The sequence below is a fragment of the Actinoallomurus sp. NPDC052308 genome (genome assembly GCF_040679195.1).
In the GTDB taxonomy this organism is placed as follows: Bacteria; Actinomycetota; Actinomycetes; order Streptosporangiales; family Streptosporangiaceae; genus Actinoallomurus; species Actinoallomurus liliacearum.
In genome coordinates this window covers 404,472-424,621 of sequence record NZ_JBFAUM010000002.1, presented here as the reverse complement: position 1 = coordinate 424,621, position 20,150 = coordinate 404,472, and the positions used below count along the sequence as shown (strand labels likewise).

Annotated in this window: 17 protein-coding genes and 1 tRNA gene; 10 read left to right on the top strand and 8 right to left on the bottom strand. The window is 71.0% G+C overall.

Translation table 11 applies throughout. From position 1 onward, the window contains the following. Positions 1-13 precede the first annotated feature (13 nt). Positions 14-1,057, bottom strand: a complete 1,044-nt coding sequence (locus tag AB0L00_RS08015; protein WP_364429984.1) for an ABC transporter substrate-binding protein — start codon at positions 1,055-1,057, stop codon at positions 14-16. Between the two features lie 268 nt (positions 1,058-1,325). Here AB0L00_RS08015 and eno point away from each other — a divergent pair, with 268 nt between their 5' ends. The 8 genes from eno (at position 1,326) to AB0L00_RS07975 (ending at position 8,701) form a co-directional block, all read left to right on the top strand. Beyond that, positions 1,326-2,606 (top strand): phosphopyruvate hydratase, encoded by a 1,281-nt coding sequence (eno, locus tag AB0L00_RS08010; RefSeq protein WP_364429981.1) that lies wholly within the window; start codon positions 1,326-1,328, stop codon positions 2,604-2,606. A gap of 12 nt (positions 2,607-2,618) precedes the next feature. Continuing rightward, positions 2,619-3,041, top strand: a complete 423-nt coding sequence (locus AB0L00_RS08005; RefSeq protein WP_364429978.1) for a septum formation initiator family protein — start codon at positions 2,619-2,621, stop codon at positions 3,039-3,041. Positions 3,042-3,210: 169 nt separating this feature from the next. Next, positions 3,211-3,765: a DUF501 domain-containing protein gene (locus AB0L00_RS08000; protein WP_364429975.1), complete on the top strand. Its 555-nt coding sequence runs from the start codon at positions 3,211-3,213 to the stop codon at positions 3,763-3,765. Between the two features lie 160 nt (positions 3,766-3,925). Then, positions 3,926-4,984, top strand: a complete 1,059-nt coding sequence (locus AB0L00_RS07995) for a Ppx/GppA phosphatase family protein (RefSeq protein ID WP_345354528.1) — start codon at positions 3,926-3,928, stop codon at positions 4,982-4,984. A gap of 29 nt (positions 4,985-5,013) precedes the next feature. Continuing rightward, on the top strand, positions 5,014-5,826 hold the full coding sequence (locus AB0L00_RS07990; RefSeq protein WP_364429972.1) for a uracil-DNA glycosylase: 813 nt from the start codon (positions 5,014-5,016) through the stop codon (positions 5,824-5,826). 334 nt (positions 5,827-6,160) lie between these two features. Then, on the top strand, positions 6,161-7,501 hold the full coding sequence (locus AB0L00_RS07985; RefSeq protein WP_364429969.1) for an NAD(P)/FAD-dependent oxidoreductase: 1,341 nt from the start codon (positions 6,161-6,163) through the stop codon (positions 7,499-7,501). Between the two features lie 99 nt (positions 7,502-7,600). Continuing rightward, positions 7,601-7,675, top strand: a tRNA-Leu gene (locus tag AB0L00_RS07980). Positions 7,676-7,915: 240 nt separating this feature from the next. Beyond that, positions 7,916-8,701: a Bax inhibitor-1/YccA family protein gene (locus tag AB0L00_RS07975; RefSeq protein ID WP_345354522.1), complete on the top strand. Its 786-nt coding sequence runs from the start codon at positions 7,916-7,918 to the stop codon at positions 8,699-8,701. 81 nt (positions 8,702-8,782) lie between these two features. Here AB0L00_RS07975 and AB0L00_RS07970 read toward each other — a convergent pair whose 3' ends face one another. From AB0L00_RS07970 to AB0L00_RS07955, 4 genes are all read right to left on the bottom strand, one after another. Continuing rightward, the gene (locus AB0L00_RS07970; protein WP_364429966.1) at positions 8,783-9,193 is read right to left on the bottom strand and encodes a PPOX class F420-dependent oxidoreductase; all 411 of its coding nucleotides are present in this window, start codon (positions 9,191-9,193) and stop codon (positions 8,783-8,785) included. Positions 9,194-9,199: 6 nt separating this feature from the next. After that, positions 9,200-9,427: a DUF4287 domain-containing protein gene (locus AB0L00_RS07965; protein WP_252777695.1), complete on the bottom strand. Its 228-nt coding sequence runs from the start codon at positions 9,425-9,427 to the stop codon at positions 9,200-9,202. A gap of 223 nt (positions 9,428-9,650) precedes the next feature. Further along, positions 9,651-10,871, bottom strand: coding sequence for an acetyl-CoA C-acetyltransferase (locus tag AB0L00_RS07960; RefSeq protein WP_364429964.1), 1,221 nt, complete (start codon positions 10,869-10,871; stop codon positions 9,651-9,653). A 169-nt stretch (positions 10,872-11,040) separates the two neighbouring features. Continuing rightward, positions 11,041-12,408: a PQQ-binding-like beta-propeller repeat protein gene (locus AB0L00_RS07955; protein ID WP_364429961.1), complete on the bottom strand. Its 1,368-nt coding sequence runs from the start codon at positions 12,406-12,408 to the stop codon at positions 11,041-11,043. A 135-nt stretch (positions 12,409-12,543) separates the two neighbouring features. Between AB0L00_RS07955 and AB0L00_RS07950 the strand changes: the two genes are divergently transcribed. Then, complete coding sequence (locus tag AB0L00_RS07950) at positions 12,544-13,914, top strand: cystathionine beta-synthase (protein ID WP_364431581.1); 1,371 nt, start codon at positions 12,544-12,546, stop codon at positions 13,912-13,914. 85 nt (positions 13,915-13,999) lie between these two features. Here AB0L00_RS07950 and AB0L00_RS07945 read toward each other — a convergent pair whose 3' ends face one another. Further along, entirely contained in the window at positions 14,000-16,165 is a 2,166-nt protein-coding gene (locus AB0L00_RS07945) for an MMPL family transporter (protein WP_364429958.1), read from the bottom strand. A 179-nt stretch (positions 16,166-16,344) separates the two neighbouring features. Between AB0L00_RS07945 and AB0L00_RS07940 the strand changes: the two genes are divergently transcribed. Continuing rightward, entirely contained in the window at positions 16,345-17,502 is a 1,158-nt protein-coding gene (locus tag AB0L00_RS07940) for a cystathionine gamma-synthase (protein WP_364429956.1), read from the top strand. On the opposite strand, the gene AB0L00_RS07935 is transcribed toward AB0L00_RS07940, so the two are convergent. After that, positions 17,499-18,095 (bottom strand): hypothetical protein, encoded by a 597-nt coding sequence (locus tag AB0L00_RS07935; protein ID WP_364429953.1) that lies wholly within the window; start codon positions 18,093-18,095, stop codon positions 17,499-17,501. The genes AB0L00_RS07940 and AB0L00_RS07935 overlap by 4 nt on opposite strands. 67 nt (positions 18,096-18,162) lie before the next feature. Further along, positions 18,163-20,127 carry a VWA domain-containing protein gene (locus AB0L00_RS07930; RefSeq protein WP_364429951.1) on the bottom strand — a complete coding sequence of 655 codons (1,965 nt, stop codon included), beginning with the start codon at positions 20,125-20,127 and terminating at the stop codon, positions 18,163-18,165. Positions 20,128-20,150: the final 23 nt, after the last annotated feature.

Here is a 20,150-nt window from a genome sequence, read left to right as displayed (position 1 = left end):
CCCAGCGGGCGGGTCACGAGTCGCTCACCGCCGGTTCGCCCTTGGCCTTGAGGACCTCGTTGAGCGGGCCGAGGTCGTAGATGCCCTTCAGGTCGACGTGGTCGAGCAGGCCGACCGCCTCGGCGTGCTGGGCGCTGGCCTGCAGTGACGAGGCGATCGGGTCGTTGGTGAAGGTGACGTTCTTGAACGTCGCGTCGAGGGCGGCCTGCTTGAGCGGCTTGCCGGTCAGCGACCCCAGCTCCGTGTTGGCGGCCTGCTCGGCGCCGGCCTTGTCGGAGTTGATGTAGTCGGTCGCCTCGACCTGCGCCTCGAGCAGCTTCTTCACGAGGGCGGGGTGCTTCTTGAGGAACTCGGTCCGCACGATCAGGTTCGTGATGACGAACTTGCCGCCGGGCCACAGCGACGCCTCGTCGACGAGCTTCTTGCCCTTGCTCTCCAGGATGAGCCGGGAGGCGTACGGCTCCGGCACCCACGCGCCGTCGATCTGGCCCTGCGCGAACGCCTGGAGGGTCTGGGAGTTGTCCTGGGGGACGATGTGGACGTCGCCGCCGCCGGCCTTGTCCGTCTTGAGACCCTGCTGCTTCAGCCAGTAGCGGAGGGCCACGTCCTGGGTGTTGCCGAGCTGCGGGGTGGCGATCTTCTTGCCGCGCAGATCGGCCGCCGACGTGATGGACGGCTTGACGATCAGGGCGGCGCCGCCGCTGGCCGCGCCCGCGATGATCTTGATGGCCTGGCCGTGCGACTTCACGAAGGCGTTGATGGCCGGGTTGGGGCCGACGTACGTCGCGTCGACCGCGCCGGAGAAGACCGCCTCGGTGGCGGCCGGGCCGGCGTTGAAGGTGAGCGTCTTCGGGGCCTTGCCGAGGTGCTTGGTGAAGATGCCCTTCTGTATGCCGACGAGCGCCGTGGCGTGCGTGATGTTCGGGAAGAAGCCGAGCCGGACGACGGTGTCGTCGGCGCCGGAGGACGTCTTCTTGTCGTCGCCACCGCCGCACGCGGTGAGCAGCCCGGCGCCGACGATGATGGCAAGGCCGAAGGCCGCGAGCCGCGGTTTCATGGGCAACTCCACTATGTCTATCGAACAGGTGTGATTGGTCGCTTAAGTAGACAAGGGATTCGAAGGAAGCGTCAAGTAGGTGGAATGCGGGTGTAACCGGTCGACTACTGGACGAAGGGGCTGCAGATGGACGGCCGGTGGCCTGATCCGGCCGTCAGAGGTCCCGGACGGCCCGCATCGCGGAAGGGGGGTGGCGTTGCGCGGCCGTCAGGCCCCGGGCGACTAGGCTCAGGGGCGAAAGGTCCGATAGTGATCACAAGGAGCTCAAGTGTCGTCGATCGAAGCCGTACACGCTCGGGAGATCCTCGATTCTCGGGGTAACCCCACGGTCGAGGTGGAAGTGCAGCTCGACGACGGCAGCGGAGCGCGCGCAGCGGTGCCGAGCGGCGCCTCGACCGGCCAGTTCGAGGCCGTCGAGCTCCGCGACGGCGGGGAGCGGTACAACGGCAAGGGCGTCGAGAAGGCCGTGCAGGGCGTCGAAGACGAGATCGCGCCCGAGCTGCTCGGCTACGACGCGGACGACCAGCGCCTGATCGACCAGGCGCTCATCGACCTCGACGGGACCCCCGACAAGTCCCGCCTGGGCGCCAACGCCATCCTCGGTGTCAGCCTCGCGGTGGCGAAGGCCGCGGCCCTGTCGGCCGACCTCCCGCTGTTCCGCTACGTCGGCGGGCCGAACGCCCATGTGCTGCCGGTGCCGATGATGAACATCCTCAACGGCGGCGCCCACGCCGACACCAACGTCGACATCCAGGAGTTCATGATCGCGCCGATCGGCGCGTCGACGTTCAGCGAGGCCGTCCGCTGGGGCGCGGAGACCTACCACGCGCTGAAGGCCGTGCTGAAGGGCCGGGGCCTGGCGACCGGGCTCGGCGACGAGGGCGGCTTCGCCCCCGAGCTGCCGAGCAACCGTGACGCCCTGGACCTGATCCTGGAGGCGATCCAGCGCGCCGGGTTCCAGCCGGGCACCGACATCGCGCTCGCCCTGGACGTGGCCGCCACGGAGTTCCACTCCGAGGGCACGTACGCGTTCGAGGGCGGCAAGCGCTCCGCCGAGGAGATGGCGGCCTACTACAGCGAGCTGCTCGACGCGTACCCGCTGGTCTCCATCGAGGACCCCCTGTCGGAGGAGGACTGGGCGGGCTGGCAGGCGCTCACCGAGGCCGTCGGCTCCCGCGTCCAGATCGTGGGCGACGACCTCTTCGTCACCAACCCGGAGCGCCTGCAGCGCGGCATCGACTCGGCCGCGGCCAACGCGCTCCTGGTCAAGGTCAACCAGATCGGCACGCTGACCGAGACCCTCGACGCGGTGACCCTCGCGCACATGAGCGGCTTCCGCACGATGATGAGCCACCGTTCCGGCGAGACCGAGGACGTCACGATCGCCGACCTGGCCGTCGCCGTCGGCAGCGGTCAGATCAAGACGGGCGCCCCGGCCCGGAGCGACCGGGTGGCCAAGTACAACCAGCTGCTGCGCATCGAGGAGCTCCTCGACGACGCCGCGCGGTACGCCGGCCGGTCGGCGTTCCCCCGCTTCCACGGGGAGTGAGACCGGGCTCCGATGGCCGAGGAGAAGCGGCGACCGCCTGAGCGGAACGCCAAGGAGATGCGGCGCGCTCATCTGACGAGTCGCGCCGCGATCCTGGCGGTCGTCGCCTGCGCGATCGCCCTGAGCCTGGCCTATCCCGTCCGGGAGTACATCGCCCAGCGACGGGAGATCGGAGCGCTGCGGGTACAGCAGCGAGTGGCGCAGGGGCAGGTCGAGCAGCTCTCCCGGCAGAAGCAGCGGCTCGGCGACGAGTCCTACATCAGGCGCGAGGCGCGCCGCCGGTTGCACATGTGCGACCCGGGCGCCAAGTGCTACGTGGTGCTGGGCGGGGGGCAGAACAACGGTCAGGACGCCTCACGCAAGCGCCCGCCGCCGACCCCGCCCTGGTACGTCACGCTCTGGCGGTCGGTGGACGCGGCGGATCGGCGCCGCTGACCGCATACCCTGAGCGCTGGCATTCAGATTTCGGCGAGGCGGTTCGCGGCACCGACCCGCCGGCGCCGATCCGGCCCGCCGATGACCGGCGGCCGGAGTACGGCGGCGGCCCGGTGCCGTGGCACAGGTCGGCAGGCGGGCCTGCCGGTGATTCCGGAGGGCTTACCCGGTGATCGAGGAACGCGACGTCGCGGCGGTGGCCGCGCAACTGGGCCGTGCGCCGCGCGGGCTGCGGGCGGTCGCCCATCGCTGCCCCTGCGGGCTGCCCGACGTGGTGGAGACCGCGCCCCGGCTGCCCGACGGCACGCCGTTCCCGACGTTGTTCTATTTGACCTGCCCGAAGGCCGCGTCGGCGATCGGGACGCTGGAGGCGAGCGGGCTGATGCGGGAGATGACCGCCCGGCTCGACGCCGACCCGGAGCTGGCCGCGGCGTACGAGGCGGCGCACCGCGACTACCTCGACCGCCGGGACGCCGCCGCGAAGGGGGAGGGCGTCGAGCCGCTCCCCGAGGGGATGCAGAGCGCGGGCGGCATGCCGTCCCGGGTCAAGTGCCTGCACGCCCTGGTCGCGCACGAACTCGCGGTGCCGGGGGCGAATCCCTTCGGCCGGGAGGCCCTGGACCGGATGCCGGACTGGTGGCGCGCCGGCTCGTGCGCGACCACATGTGGCACCGAGGCCGGACAGTCCCCGGGATCCGGTGACGCGAACCGTCAGGCCTTGTAATGATTTGCTGTAAGTCGGCGGCCGGAGCGAGCGGCCCGCGTGAGCCGGGCCCCTCGGGCGCGGTCGGAGGTGGAGGCGGAGGCGGCGGTCACGGTGATCGCCGTCGCCGAGGAGCGCGGGAGGACCGCGCCGACGAGGTGCGCCGGGAGGCGAACGAATCGTGAGCACAGCGACGCGTGTCGCGGCGATCGACTGCGGGACGAACTCCGTCCGTCTGCTCATCGCCGACATCGTCGACGGCCGGTTGACCGACCTCGAACGCCGCATGGAGATCGTGCGGCTCGGGCAGGGCGTCGACAAGACCGGTCGCCTGGCCCCCGAGGCCCTCGACCGTACGTTCGCCGCCATGCGGGGCTACGCGAAGCTGATCGCCGCGCACGACGTCACCGGCACCCCCATCAGGACGAGGGTCGTGGCGACCAGCGCCACCCGTGACGCGTCCAACCGGGACGACTTCGTGCGGGGCGTCGTCGACATCTTCGGCGTGGCGCCCGAGGTGATCACCGGTGAGGAAGAGGCCCACCTGTCGTTCATCGGCGCGACGAAGGATCTGTCGGCCCTGCGGCCGATGCGCCCGTACCTCGTCGTCGACATCGGCGGCGGCTCCACCGAGTTCGTCTTCGGCACCACCGAGGTCGAGGCCGCGCGCTCGGTCGACATCGGCTGCGTCCGGCTGACGGAGCGGCACCTGCGGGCCGACCCGCCGTCGCCCGAGCAGGTCGCCGCCGCCGTCGCGGACATCGACGCGGCCCTGGCCAGTGTGCGTGACGGCCGGCCGGCGCCGGAGCCGGCGAGCGTCCCGATGCCGCCCGGAAACGGCGCCGTGGGCGCCGATCCGGCCGCGCCCGCCGGCCCGCCGGCCGAAGGGGCGCCGGCCGCGAGCCTGCCGGCGGTTCCGGTCGCCGAGGCGCGGACCCTCGTCGGGCTGGCCGGTTCGGTGACCACCGTGGCGGGCATCGCGCTCGACCTGCCGGCGTACGACTCCGAGCGCATCCACCTGTCGCGGATCAAGGCCCGCCAGGTGCACGACGTGACCCGGACGCTGCTGCGCTCCACGCACGAGGAGCGCAGCAGGATCGGCGTCATGCACCCCGGACGGGTCGACGTCATCGGCGCCGGGGCGCTCATCCTCGACCGGATCATGCGCGAGTACGCCTTCGCCGACGTGATCGTCAGCGAGCGCGACATCCTCGACGGCATCGCGTGGTCGCTGGTCTGACGCCGGAGAAGCGAACCGAGCCCGCCCGCATGAACGCCCCTTTTATCCCCCCGGGATCCGGACATCCGGCGGACCCCGCCACCCCGGACACGCCGGTGGCGGCGGCCCCGGCGGACGTGCGGGCCCTCGCGGACTCCGCCCCCACCCTCGGCGAGCTCGTCGCGCGGCAGTCGGTGTGCCGTGCCTGCCCGCGCCTCGTGGCCTGGCGGGAACAGGTCGCCGTCGAACGCCGCCGGGCGTTCGCGGAGGAGGAGTACTGGGGGCGGCCCATCCCGGGCTGGGGGGACCCCGAGCCCCGGATCCTCATCGTCGGCCTGGCACCCGCCGCGCACGGCGGGAACCGCACCGGACGGATCTTCACCGGGGACCGCAGTGGTGACTGGCTCTTCGCGTCGTTGCACCGGACCGGCCTGGCCGCGATCCCGACCAGCACCCACGCGGCGGACGGCCAGCGGCTGCTCGGCGCCCGCGTCGTGGCCTCGGTGCGCTGCGCCCCGCCCGCCAACAAGCCGACCCCCGCCGAACGCGCGGCCTGCCTGCCCTGGCTGGCTCGGGAACTCGGTTTCGTCGCCGGTACGGTCCGGTCGATCGTCGTGCTCGGCGGGTTCGGCTGGCAGGCGCTGTGGCCGGCGCTGAAGGATGCCGGGTACGCCCTGCCCGCTCCGCGTCCGGCGTTCGGGCACGGAGCCGAGGTCGCGCTGACCGCGCCGGACGGCGCGGAGACGCTACTGCTCGGCTGCTACCACCCGAGCCAGCAGAACACCTTCACCGGCCGGGTGACCGAGCCCATGCTCGACGCGGTGTTCACCAGGGCCCGGGAGTACGCGGGCCTGCCGGGCTGAACCGGAGCCGGCGTGCCCCCCGTGCTCGCGGCCGCGGCCGTACGTTCGCGCCGGGCCGCCCGGCAGATGACGGACCGGGCGGGTGACGGGTGGAGCGGCGCACAGTGGAGCCCCCGCTCCCACTGCACGGCCCCCTCGCGCCACCCGTCACTCCGCACCGGTTCCTTCTCCCTCTTTGACGCGGCAGCCCGCCCGTTGGTTCGTGCGTGATCGGTTTCACAAGGCGGGGTCTGTGCTTGGACGACGCGCCGGATTAGAGTAAAAAGCGAGGTTGTGAAAGTTTTCACAAAGTCTCGGCCCGTTTCGGGAGGACGCCATGGGTACCGAAACCCGTATGGCAACGCACGTGCTCATCGTCGGTGGCGGCTACGTCGGCATGTACACCGCGCTCCGGCTGCACAAGAAGATGCGCCGCGAGCTCAAGAGCGGTGAACTTCAGATCACGGTCGTCGACCCTCAGTCGTACATGACCTACCAGCCGTTCCTGCCGGAGGCGGCGGCCGGCAACATCGAGGCCCGGCACGTCGTCGTGCCCCTGCGCCGCGTCCTGCCGCGGGCGACCATCCTCAACGGCCGCGTCACCAAGATCGAGCACGCGAAGCGCCAGGCGTGGGTCCAGGTGGTGGGGAGCACCAGCGCGGGCGATGGATCCGAGCAGGTCGCCGAGACGCGCATGCTCTCCTACGACCTCCTGGTCTTCTGCCCCGGCTCGATCTCCCGCACCCTGCCGATCCCCGGTCTCGCCCAGTGCGGCATCGGGTTCAAGACGGTGGGGGAGGCCATCTACCTGCGCAACCAGGTGCTCGCGCAGCTCGACATCGCGGCCTCGACCGAACTGGAGGAGGTCCGGAGGCGGGCGCTGACGTTCGTCTTCGTCGGCGGCGGATACGCGGGCGTCGAGGCGCTGGCCGAGCTGGAGGACATGGCCCGCGACGCCTGCGCCTACTACCCGAACGTCGACGCGTCCGACATGAAGTGGGTGCTGGTCGAGGCGGGTGACCGCATCCTGCCGGAGGTCGGCCCGGACATGGGCCGCTGGACGATCGAGGCGCTGCGCCGGCGCGGTATCGCGATCAAGCTCCAGACGCTTCTCAAATCCGCCGAAGGGCACCACATCGTGCTCAGCGACGGCGAGGAATTCGACGCGGGAACCCTCGTTTGGACGGCGGGTGTCAAGCCCAATCCCGTCGTACGGCGCACCGACCTTCCGATCGACGACAAGGGCCGGCTCAAGGCGACCGCCGAGTTGACGGTGGAGGGCGTGGAAGGCGCATTCACCGCGGGCGACGTCGCGGCCGTCCCCGACCTGACGAAACCGGGGAACCTGACCGCGCCGAACGCGCAACACGCCGTCCGGCAGGCGAAGGTCCTGGGGGACAACGTTGTCGCCGCGCTTCGCGGTAAGGCGCTCAAACCGTACAAACACTCGTATGCCGGATCGGTCGCGAGCCTGGGGCTGCACAAGGGGGTCGCGCAGATCTACGGCGTGAAGCTGCGGGGTCTCCTCGCGTGGTGGCTGCACCGGACGTACCACCTGTCCCGCGTGCCCACGGTGAACCGCAAGGCGCGGGTGACCGCCGACTGGACCCTCGCCTTCTTCTTCAAGCGCGAGGTCGTCTCGCTCGGCTCCATCACGCGACCTCGCGAAGAGTTCGAGCTGGCCGCGAAAGACTGATCGGTATTCGGCCTGTAATTAGGGCGCGGCACTAATAGGCGTTATTTGTCGCATTTACTGGGTGGTCCCTTATTGGCTCATGCCCGGTATGATTACGCCGCCCCCGTAGCCCAACAGGCAGAGGCAGACTCCCTAAAAGAGTCGGTTGTGTCGGTTCGACCCCGACCGGGGGCACTGCACGTTGACAGAGGTGTCGTGGAGTAATCCACACCTTTCGTCCGAGTGCTCCCGGCGGCGTTATGGCCGTCAGTTCGGCCGGTATCGGTCTGCCGTTTCTCGTCCGATACCGGCCGCGCGCACTATCCGTTCCGTGATATATGCGTACCTGCGGCGCGGAGAGCCACGTCGTGCCGGTGGGAACACTGTGACCGTACGCTGTCGTTGAACGGTCACAGCGAGTCGGGAGGGTGTTACATGGAGAGCCGGAACCCGGTCTTGTCCCGGCGCGGCGCGTTCGGGCAGCAGGCGTCGGGAGGGGCCCCGAGCGTGTACCAGCTCGAGGCGATGTACAACGCGTCCGCGTACGCGCCGCCCCGGTCCATGACGATCGACGACGTCGTCGTGCGGTCGTTCCTGACGCTCGGCACGCTCGTCGTGGCCGGAGCCGCCGCCTGGGTCCTCGTCCCGGACCGGCTGGCCAACGCCGTCGCGCTCGCCGCCGTGGTGGTCGGGCTGATCTGCTGGGCGATCCTGACGTTCGGCCGCCGGGTCAACCCCGTTCTCGTGCTCGGCTACGCCGCCGCGTACGGCGTCGCGGTCGGAGTGGTGAGCCATGCCTACAACTCCGTCTACAACGGGGTGGTCCTGCAGGCGGTGGTCGGTACCGCGTTGGCGTTCGGCGCGACGCTGGCCGTATACGCCCTGCGGATCGTCCGGGTGACCCCGAGGTTCGTCCGCTTCGTGGTCGCCGCCGGGCTCGCCCTCATGGGTCTGATGGTGCTCAACCTGCTGGTGTCGTTCTTCCACGTCGGCGGCATCGGGATCCGGGAGAACGGCCCCCTCGGCATCGTCTTCAGCCTCGCCGCGATCCTCGTGGGCTGTTTCTTCCTGCTGCTGGACTTCAGCTCCATCGAGGACGGGGTCCGCTCGGGCGCCCCGCGGAAGGCCGCGTGGCTCGCGGCGTTCGGGCTGACCGTGAGCCTGGTCTGGATCTACCTGGAGCTGCTCCGGTTTCTGTCCTACTTCTACAGCCGGGACTGAGTCGCCCGGCGAACGCGCCGTTGTAACAGCGAAGTGATCGGCGCCGGTGCCCCCGCGTCACACGGGGGCGCCGGCGCCGTCTCAGCCGTGGAAGTCAGGGCCGGCGCGGACGATCGTCGCCCGGACGACGACCCGGCGGTCGCGCTCCATCGCGGCGCGGTAGTCGTCCCAGTCGGGATGCTCGCCGGAGACCTTCCGGTAGTAGTCGGTCAGTGGTTCCATCGCTTCGGGCAACGGGACGATCTCGGCCTCGCCGTCGACCTGGATCCATTCGCCGAAGAACGCGTCGGTGAAGACGCAGAAGGTCACGCGGGGATCGCGCATCAGGTTGCGCGTCTTCGCCGCGGTCTCGCGCGTGCTGACGATGATCCGTCCCTCGTCGTCGACCGCGCAGAGGACGGGTGAGGTCTGCGGGCGGCCGTCGGCGTGGAACGTCACCATCACCGCTCGATGGTGCTTGGTGATGAAGTCGAGTGCCCTCCGCTGCTCCACGCGGGGTCAGAACCGGACGGCGCGCCGATGCAGCTCGTGCTCGTGCACGAGGGCCGAGGCGTAACCGTGCGAGAGCCCGTGCTCGTCCGCAAGCCAGTTGACCCGCTCGTCGCAGCGTAGGAAGGCGGGGCCGTTGTCGATGGCTTCGAACCACTCGGGGAGGTCACGTCCTGTGACTTTCGGGATGCGTGCGATGAGATTCTTGTGCGTCTCCGGTGAGTGGTTCAAAGACATAGGCACCTCCTGGATGGGCGGGCTGCTTGTTGACGACTCTGCAACACCCATCGCAATCACACAACCCCCCTACGGAGAGCTTTCTGTCACGGCACGTAGATCCTTCGTCACGATGCGCCCCTCGCGGGTTACGAACTGCTAACGAAACTCCCCGGCGCGGGTGTCCCGCCGGGGAGTTTCACGTGAACGGACCGCGAGCTTGACCAGCGCGTGACCGAGGACCTCAGCTGAGGCGCTCGAACACCATCGCCATGCCCTGGCCGCCGCCGACGCACATCGTCTCGAGGCCGAAGGTCTTGTCGTGCCACTGCAGCCCGTTGAGCAGCGTGCCCGTGATGCGCGCCCCGGTCATGCCGAACGGGTGGCCGACCGCGATCGCGCCACCGTTCACGTTCAGCTTGTCGATGTCGATCCCCAGGTCCCGGTAGGAGGGGATCACCTGGGCGGCGAACGCCTCGTTGATCTCGACCAGGTCGATGTCGTCGATCGTCAGGCCGCCCCTCTTCAGGGCCTGACGGGACGCCTCCACCGGCCCGAGACCCATGATCTCCGGGGACAGCCCCGAGACCCCGGAGGAGACGATGCGGGCGAGCGGCGTGATGCCGAGCTCGGCGGCCTTGGTGTCGCTCATCACGACGACCGCGGCCGCGCCGTCGTTGAGCGGGCAGCAGTTGCCGGCCGTCACCGTGCCGTCGGGCCGGAAGACCGGCTGGAGCTGGGAGACCTTCTCGAGCGTCGTTCCGGCGCGCGGCCCGTCGTCCTTGGCCACCACGGTGCCGTCCGGCAGCTCGACCGGCGTGATCTCCCGCTCGAAGAAGCCGTTCTCGATGGCCTTCTCGGCGAGGTTCTGGGAGCGCACCCCGAACTCGTCCTGCTCGGCGCGGCCGATGCCGCGCAACTGGGCGACGTTCTCGGCGGTCTGGCCCATCGCGATGTAGACGTCGGGAAGCTCGCCGTCCTCGCGGGGGTCGCGCCAGGTCTCGGCGTTGCCCTCGGCGCGCTTGGCCGTACGGGTCTGAGCCCCGGCGAACAGCGGGTTCTGGGTGTCGGGCAGGCCGTCGCTGCTGCCCTTGGCGAACCGGCTGACCATCTCGACCCCGGCCGAGACGATGACGTCCGCCTCGCCGGACTTGATGGCGTGGAAGGCCATCCGGGTGGTCTGCAGTGACGAGGAGCAGTAGCGCGTGATCGTGGCGCCCGGAAGGTTGTCGTATCCGAGGAGGAGGGCGACCACGCGGGCCATGTTGTAACCCTGCTCGCCGCCGGGCAGGCCGCAGCCCAGCAGCAGGTCGTCGATGTCGTTCGGGTCCAGCTGCGGGACCTTGTCGAGCGCCGCCCGCACGATGCGCGCGGTGAGATCGTCGGGACGCAGGTCCTTCAGCGATCCCTTGAACGCCCGCCCGATGGGAGAGCGTGCGGTCGCGACGATGACAGCCTCGGGCATGATGGGTCTCCTTCTCCTTGGCCGACCGGGCGGTGGCCCTGTGTCCCGTTGGCAGGCTACTGCGTGTCGGCGGCGAAACCTACTGACGGGTAGCCGCACGTCGGGGAAGCCGCCGAAAGCACTGTGGTGAAGCCACGGGAGGCACTGTGGCGAAGCCGCGGGAGGTGCGTCAGCCGAGCATGCCGGGGACGGTGCCGGAGGCGTCGTGCCGGCCGTGCAGGCCGCCGCGCTCGTCGCGCCACACCCGCCAGCCGGTCACGGAGCCGGTGTACCAGCCCGGCGGCGGACCGGCGGCGGACGGGCGCCGGCCGGTCGACAGATCGTACGGGCACAGGGCGGGCACCGGGAGGAACCCGGGACTGCCGCTGATCCGCAGCGGCGTCGGGCCGACCGTGCAGTACGACCAGGCCCGTACGTGCCCGGCGATCCGATGCCCGGTCCGCAGGTCGTACGCCCGCCCGGCGTGCCCCGGGCGCAGCAGGCCCAGGGCGGACAGGTCGGCGGGGAACGCGGGCCACCAGTCGTCGCCGGCGTCCGGCGGGGCCGGGACCGTCGCCACCGTACGGCCGGTGCGCGGGTCGAGCTGGGCGAACCCGCCGTCGCGGTCGCGGGAGTCGACGTCCCGCGTGATCAGGGCGACCGCGGGGCTCGCGCTCGGGTAGACGCGGAGCGACCGCCGGTGGACCCACCGCGGACGCCCGTCGTCGAGTCCGACGGCGAAGAAGCCGAACGCCGACAGCGGCGCGTCGTCCCGCGCGCGGTACGGGGCCAGGTAGCCGATGAGCCGGTCGTCGAGCACCCCGAAGGACCAGCCGCCGGACAGGTCGACCGGGCGGCCGAGGGCCTCCTCGACGGAGAAGGACCAGAGCAGCCGGCCGGTCCCGAGGTCGCGGGCCTCGACCACCGGACGCCCGGCGATCCGGAACACCACCACGCGCCGGTCATCGGCCCATTCGACCTCGGCGATCCCCGGCATCGTCCACGACGTCGCGCCGGTGGCGGTCTCGACCACCGCGAACCGCGCGTCCTTCCGCGCGGTGAACTCCGACAGGCAGATCGCGTCGCCGCAGCGGGCCGGCCCGAAGGTCGTCCCGACGGCGCGCGCCCACAGCTCCCGCCCGTCGCGGGCGTAGCGGCCGACCACGGCGGCGCCGGAGGCCCGCGGCTCGGCGCTCACGACCACGGGACGGTCCGGCGCTCCGGCCACGGCCGCCGGGGTCACCCCCAGGTCGGCCGGGCGGCCGGCCGTCGTCGCGGGCCGCGACCACAGGCGCCGTCCGCTCGCCAGGTCGAGGACGAGCGTACGGAGCCGTCCGTCGGCGCCGAGAGAGGGCACCGCCGTGACGCCTCCGCCGATCGCGGGCCGGCCGACCGCGCCGGCGCCCGGATCCTGCCACGCGGCGGGGCGCATCCGATCGCCGTGACCGGCGGCTCCACAGCCGAGGCCGGCCAGGAGGGCGAGGTGGACGGCGATCGCCGCGACACTCCTTCGCGGACCCGGGCGGCGTCCGCCCGGCGGTGGTTGACCTGTCGCCATGGTCGTCTCCCGGGGGTGGGGCCATGCGTCGATCGACGGTAACAGCGAATCGTGACCGATTGTAGACGGAACGTGATGACGCCTGGGTGGGGTACCGTCTGAACTGAACTATTGCCGACGACAGGGACGTCGCTGGTGCACGTGCACAACTCGCTGACGGAGCTCATCGGGGACACCCCCCTTGTACGCCTCCGCAACGTCACGACCGGAGCCCGGGCGCAGGTGCTCGCCAAGGTCGAATACTTCAATCCGGGCGGCTCGGTGAAGGACCGCATCGCCGTCCGGATGGTCGAGGCCGCCGAGGAGTCGGGCGCCCTCAAGCCGGGCGGCACGATCGTCGAACCCACCTCCGGCAACACCGGCGTCGGGCTCGCGATCGTGGCGCAGGAGAAGGGCTATCGGTGCGTCTTCGTCTGCCCGGACAAGGTGGCGAACGACAAGATCGCCGTCCTCCGCGCGTACGGGGCCGAGGTCGTGGTCTGCCCGACCGCGGTCTCACCCGACCACCCGGACTCCTATTACTCCGTCTCCGACCGGCTCGCCGCCGAGATCCCCGGAGCCTGGAAGCCCGACCAGTACGCCAACGCGAACAACCCGCGCTCCCACTACGAGACGACGGGGCCGGAGATCTGGGCGCAGACCGAGGGCCGGGTCACGCACTTCGTCGCGGGCATCGGCACCGGGGGCACCATCACCGGCACCGGCAAGTACCTCAAGGAGATCTCGGGCGGGCGCGTCAAGGTCATCGGTGCGGACCCGGAGGGCTCGGTCTACTCCGGCGGCACCGGCCGGCCGTACCTCGTCGAAGGCGTCGGCGAGGACATCTGGCCCGAGACCTACGACCGGGACATCTGCGACCAGGTCATCGCCGTGAGCGACAAGGACTCGTTCACCATGACCCGGCGGCTGGCCCGGGAGGAGGGGCTGCTCGTCGGCGGCTCCTGCGGGCTCGCGGTCGTGGCCGCGCTGCGTGTCGCGGCCGAGGCCGGCCCCGACGACGTGGTCGTCGTCCTGCTGCCCGACGGCGGGCGCGGCTACCTGTCGAAGATCTTCAACGACGACTGGATGGCCGACTACGGCTTCCTCAGCTCTGAGACCGAGGAGCCGCGCATCGCCGACGTGCTGGCCCGCAAGGCCTCCGCGCTGCCGGAGTTCGTGCACGTCCATCCGCACGAGACGGTCGGCACCGCCGTGTCGATCCTGCGGGAGTACGACGTCTCGCAGTTGCCCGTCATGAAGGAGGAGCCGCCGGTGATGGCCGCCGAGGTGGTCGGCTCCGTGGGCGAGCGCGACCTCCTGGCCGCCCTGGTCAGCGGCAAGGCGGGCCTCGAGGACCCGCTGCGGGACCACATGGCGCCGCCGCTGCCGATGGTCGGTTCGGGCGAGGGCGTGAGCAAGGCCGTGAGCGTCCTGGAGAACGCCGGTGCCGCCGTCGTCCTCGTCGACGGCAAACCGGCCGGTCTCATCACCCGGCAGGACCTGCTGGGCTTCCTCGCGACCGGCTGACCCCGGCTCACCACCGGGCGGGAGACGACGAGGCCCCGGTGGCGCGACGAGCGCGCCACCGGGGCCTCGGTGCGTTACCGGCCGATCAGACCCGACGGTCGACCAGGTCGTACGGCTCGGCGGCCGGCGGCGGCTCCTTCGAGCGCCGGGCCGCGTCGCCGTGCCCGGGCCACCAGGCCTTGTGGCCCATCAGCGCCGTGATGGACGGCACGAAGAACGCCGACATCACGAAGGCGGACAGCAGGATGCCGATGGCGACACCGAAGCCGATCTCCGCCGACATCGAGTCGGGTGACAGGGTCAGGGCACCGAAGGTGCCCGCCAGGATCACACCGGCCGCCGCGACGGTCGGCCCGGCGTGCTGGATGCCGAGCTTGGCGGCCTGACGCGGGTCATGCCCCTCGCGTGCCTCCTCGCGGAGCCGCGCGATCATCAGGATGTTGTAGTCGGTGCCGATCGCCAGGACGAAGAGGTACAGGATGATCGGGAGCTGGAACATCAGCCCGTCCTTGCCCTCGATGCCCTGGAAGAGCCCGACGGTCGCGCCCAGCGTGGCCGTGAAGCCGAGCAGCACCGCGATCACCAGGTAGACCGGAGCGACCAGCGCGCGCAGCAGCAGCGCGAGGATCAGCCCGATCAGCAGCACCGCCACCGGGAGGATGACCGACAGGTCGCGGTTGTTGATCGAGTTGATGTCGGCGAACACCGCGGTCGTGCCACCCACCAGCACCTTGGTGCCGGGCGGGGCGTTCTGGTGCGCGAGGGCCCGGAAGGGGCCCTTGACCAGGCTGATCGCCTCGTTGGAGTTGGGGTTCAGCTTGAGGATGACGGTGATCTTGGCGACGCTCTGGTCCTGGCTGAACTGCGCCGGCGCCACCTGACCGACGCCCTTGGCGCCCACCAGGGACTGGCCGAACTTGTTCACCGCGGCCTTGTCCAGCGGGCCGTTGCCCTGGACGTACACCTCGGTGGGGGCGGTGAGACCCTGGGGCAGGCTCGCCCGCAGGTCCTTCATCGCCTTGGCCGACTCGGTGTTCTGCGGGGCCGAGGCCTGGAAGTCGTAGTCGGCCTTGAACGCCAGGGCGCCCGCGGCCAGGGCCACGAGGACGAGACCGGAGGCCAGCGCGGCGACGACCGGGCGACGGCCGACGCCGTTGCCGATCTTCACCCACAGGCCGGGCTTGGGCTCCTTCTTCCACGCCTTCGACGGCCAGAACACGAAGCGGCCCAGCAGCGAGACGATCGCGGGAACGAGCGTCAGCGACGTGACGAACATGACGGCGACGGCGATAGCCAGCTGCGGCCCCAGGGCGCCGAACGCCTTGAACGAGGCGAGCACCAGGACGATGAACGCGGCGATGACCGCGCCGGCGGCCGAGGCGATGGCCTCGCCGACCCGCTCGACGCTGGTGATCATCGCGGTCTTCTTGTCGTCGCCGGCCCGCAGGCGCTCGCGGTACCGGAACAGCAGGAACAGCATGTAGTCGGTGCCGATGCCGTACAGGACGACCAGGATGATGACCGAGAAGCCCTGGTCGAAGCTGAGGTCGAACGCCTTCCCGATGAACGCGGTGACGGCGTTCGTCACCTGGGACACCAGACCGATCACGATGATCGGCAGGAACGCCGCGATCGGGCTGCGGAAGATGATCAGGATCAGCACGATGATCAGGACGATCGTCGCCAGCCCGATCAGCGCCATGGTCTGGTTGTTGGACTTCTCGTTGTCCAGGCTGGACGCGTAGTCGCCGGTGACGCCGTAGGCCAGTCCGCTGCCCTTGAGCTGGTCGGCGGTCACCGCGCGGACCTGCTTGACCGCCTCCTGGCCCGCCTTCTGCGTCTTGCTGTCGAAGCCGCTCGGCAGCATGACGACGATCAGCTGCACCTTGTGGTTCTGCGAGAGCGTCTGCTTCGGGTCGGTCATGACCCCCTGGACGCTCGGGATGGCCTTGGCCTGGATCGCCTTGGCCGCGTCGCCGATCTTCTGCTGGTCGGCGCTGGTCAGCGAGCCCCCGTCGCTCCGCTTGACCACGACCATCTCCCGGCTGACCTTCTGGTCACCGCTCGGGAACGCCTTCTCCGCAAGGCTCGCCGCCGCGATCGACTCGTACTTCTTCGGCAGGAACGCCTGCTGGTCCGACTTGGTGGTCATCTTGGGGGCGAACACCACCAGGACGGCTGCCGCGACGAGCCACGCGACAATCGTCCACCATGGGTGTCTGACGACACCGCGCCCCAGCCATCCGAACACGGGTGGCTCCCCTTCGTAGAGTGTCTTCGAGTAACGCACTGACGATATCCAGGCAAAACAGGCTTTGCCTCACCGTCGGAGTCGATTTCCGGTCTAGTCCCTACGGTGGAGACGGCTCATCCCCCGGTAGGGACGGCGCACCGTACGGATGCCCCTTGCGAGGCACTAACCTCGCGTGCATGGACGGTTTCAACCACGAGGCCGGCTTCGAGACCCTCGCCATTCACGCAGGTCAAGAGGCCGATCCCGCGACAGGGGCGGTCGTGCCGCCGATATATCAGGTGTCCACCTACAAGCAGGACGGCGTCGGCGGCCTGCGCGGTGGATACGAGTACAGCCGGTCGGCCAACCCGACCCGTACGGCGCTGGAGGAGTGCCTCGCCGCCCTCGAAGGCGGCGTGCGGGGGCTCGCGTTCGCCTCGGGCATGGCCGCCGAGGACACCCTGCTGCGCACGGTCTGCAAACCGGGTGACCACGTGCTGATCCCCAACGACGCCTACGGCGGCACCTTCCGGCTGATCTCCAAGGTCCTCGCCCGGTGGGGCGTGTCGTACGACCCCGTGCCGCTGACCGACGTCCAGGCCGTGCGCGCCGCCGTACGCCCGGAGACGAAGCTCATCTGGGTGGAGACCCCGACGAACCCGCTGCTCGGCGTGGCCGACATCGCCGCGCTGGCGCACGTGGCACGGGAGGCCGGCGCCCGCCTCGTCGTGGACAACACCTTCGCCTCGCCGTACCTGCAGCGCCCGCTCGCCCTGGGCGCCGACGTCGTGGTCCACTCGACCACCAAGTACCTCGGCGGCCACTCCGACGTGGTCGGCGGCGCGCTGGTGGCGGCCGACGTCGAGCTGGCCCAGGAGCTGGCGTTCCACCAGAACGCCATGGGTGCGGTCGCCGGCCCGTTCGACGCGTGGCTCACCCTGCGCGGGATCAAGACGCTGGGCGTCCGCATGGACCGGCACTGCGCCAACGCCACCCGAATCGCCGAGTTCCTCACCCGGCACCCGAAGGTCGGCGCCGTGCACTACCCGGGCCTGCCGCAGGACCCGGGCCACGAGGTCGCGGCCAAGCAGATGCGGGCCTTCGGCGGCATGATCTCCTTCCGGCACGTCGACGGCGAGGACGCGGCCGTACGCGTCTGCGAGCGGGCCAAGGTGTTCACGCTCGGGGAGTCGCTCGGCGGCGTCGAGTCGCTGATCGAGCACCCGGGGCGCATGACGCACGCCTCCGCCGCCGGCTCGCCGCTGGAGGTGCCGGGCGACCTCGTACGCCTGTCGGTGGGCATCGAGGACGTCGACGACCTCCTCGCCGACCTGGAGCAGGCCCTGGAAGGCTAGGCGTTCCAGACCATCAGGACGAGGATCACGATCCAGATCAGCGCGACGACGCCGGAGAGCGTGGCGATCCGGCCGGTCTCCACCTTGGCGGGCTCGCCGAGTGGAGCCCGGGGCGCGGGCTCCGGCGTCGCCGTGCCCGCGTCCGTCGCCGGCTCGGAGGCCGGGCCCTCGCCCGGCGCGGTGACGGCGTCCTCGCCGGCCGTCTCGGCCGCGGCGGTCTTCGCGGCCGGCGGCGGTGCGGCGGGCGTCGGCGCCGGGCGCCGCTCGGCCTTGGCCACCTCGAGCTTGTGCACCGCCTTGCGCTGGTCGCGTTCGACGATGACCAGCAGCACCAGGGCGACGATGAACAGGGTCATCGACGCCGACAGCCACACCTTGTCGAACTGTCCCCGCGCCAGCAGCGCGCCCCAGAGGAAGATGCCCAGGCTGAGCAGGCCGTAGATGCGGGTGGCGCGGTTCAGGTAGCGCACGATGCCCGGCCGGCCCCCGCGGATGTAGCGAGGCGTCGCCATGGTGGCCGCGGTCAGCGGCCCCAGCGCGAAGATCGCGAAGCCGATGTGCAGGATCATTAGCAGGCGATCAGCGCTCGACATGGTGTGAACTTAGCCCGAGGGCGTCAATTCAAACGCTCCGCTGACCCACACCGGACCCGCGGCCGGATCACCCGGCCCGGCCACGGCGGACCCGCAGATAGTCCCGTACGACGTACTCGCCCAGCCGGTCGGGCGTGGGCGCGAACACGCGCCCGCCGTTGCGCCGGGCGACCTCCTGGACGAACGAGACGAGGCGTTCGTCGTCGGCGAGCATGAAGATGTTCAGCGTCGCGCGCCGCCGGGTCATCTTGTCCACCTCGGCGAGCGTCAGCTCCAGCGTCTCGCGCGACGGCGGCCAGTCGAACGACGAACGGCCGTCCCGGAGCAGGTGCGCGGTCGGCTCGCCGTCCGTGATGATCAGCACGATCGGCTCGTGCTCCGGGTGCTTCTCCAGATGCCGCCCGGCGATGAGCAGCGCGTGGTGCAGGTTCGTGCCCTGCACCATGTCCCAGTCCAGGCCCGCCAGCTCGGTGGGCGGCAGCACCCGCGCGTAGTTGGAGAACCCGATCACCTGGATCGCGTCCTGCGGGTACTTGCTCGCCACCAGCGTGTGCAGCGCGAGCGCGGTCTGCTTGGCCGAACCCCACGTGCCGCGCAGCGCCATGGAGTACGACAGGTCGACGAGCAGGCACACCGCCGCCGCCGTACGGCGCTCCGTCTCGAGCACCTCGAAGTCGTCCACCGTCAGGCGCACGCCGGTCCCGCCGGAGCGGTGCTCGCCGCGGCGCAGTGCGTTCGACACCGTCCGTACGACGTCGATGGGCTGTTCGTCGCCGTGCCGCCAGGGCCGGCTCCCGCCCGTCAGCTCGCCGGCCTGTCCCGCGTCGGACTGGTCGTGGTCACCGCGCCGAGCGGTGTCCAACTGGGCGAACACCCGGCGCAGCGCGGTCTCCCCGAGGCGCCGCACCGCCTTCGGCGTCAGCTCCAGCGCCCCGCCCTTGCGCTTGAGGTAGCCCTGGCGTTCGAGCTCGGCCTCGATGCGGCGCAGCTCGGCGAGGTCGTCGACCGCCTGCCGGCCCAGGGCCCGGCGCACCGCCTCCTCGTCGATGTCGTCCAGCCGCGCGCCGGGATAGTCCTGCCGCAGCGCGCCCTCCAGCTCCGCCAGGTCCGCGAGCTCCTCCAGCGCGGTCGTCGCGTCGCCCATCGACATCGGGTCCTCGCCCGACATGCGCTCGGAGCCGGACCAGTCGAGATCGGGCCGGCGCTGCCGCAGCGAGGACGCCAGCCGCTGCATCTCCATGGCCAGTCCGGCGTCCTCCAGCGTCTGCGCCATCAACCCGGCCAGCTCCGCCCGCTGCTCCGGGGTGAGCGACGCGAGCAGCCGCTCCGTCGCCGCGGCCCGCCGCGCCAGCGAGTCGATGAGCTCCTCGAGGTTGCGCGGATCGTCCGGGAAGAACTCGCCGTACTCCCGCATGAACGCCTCGAAGTCCTCCTGGGTGTGCTCGCCCCGGGCGTCCTTCTCCAGCATGTCGTTGAGCGCGGCCATCATGTCCTTGACCCGCTGCATCGCGGCCGGGTCGGGGCTGCTCAGCGCCTGCTTCATGCCGCGGAACTGCGCGTCCAGCACATCCCGGCGCAGCAGGTCCTTCAGCTCCTCGAACGTCCGCCGCGCGTCCGGCGACCGCCACTCGTACGACGCCAGCCGGCGCACCGCCTGCGCGGTGTCGGCCGGGAGCGTGTCGAGTTCGGCCTCCCGCAGCCGCGCGTCATCGCTCGGGTCCGGGAACAGCGCGGTCCGCTCCTGCCCGATCGCCCGGTCGAGCAGGGACCGGGCCTCCTCCAGCGTGCCGTCGAGCCGGCCGCGGCCGCGCAGCTCCTGCCGGCGGGACCGGACCTGCCGCAGCAGGTCGTCCAGGCCCCGTCGGCGCTGGGCGCCGGGCAGCCCGCGGCGCAGCAGGTCGCGCAGCGCGTCACCGGGGTTCGTGCCCTCCAGCATCGAATCGCCCATGGCGTCCAGCGCGGCGCGCACGTCGTACGGAGGGGCGAGCGGGTCCGGCCCCTCGTGGTACGGACCGTAGCGGTATCCGGCCACGGCGACCTCCTCCCTCGCTACGT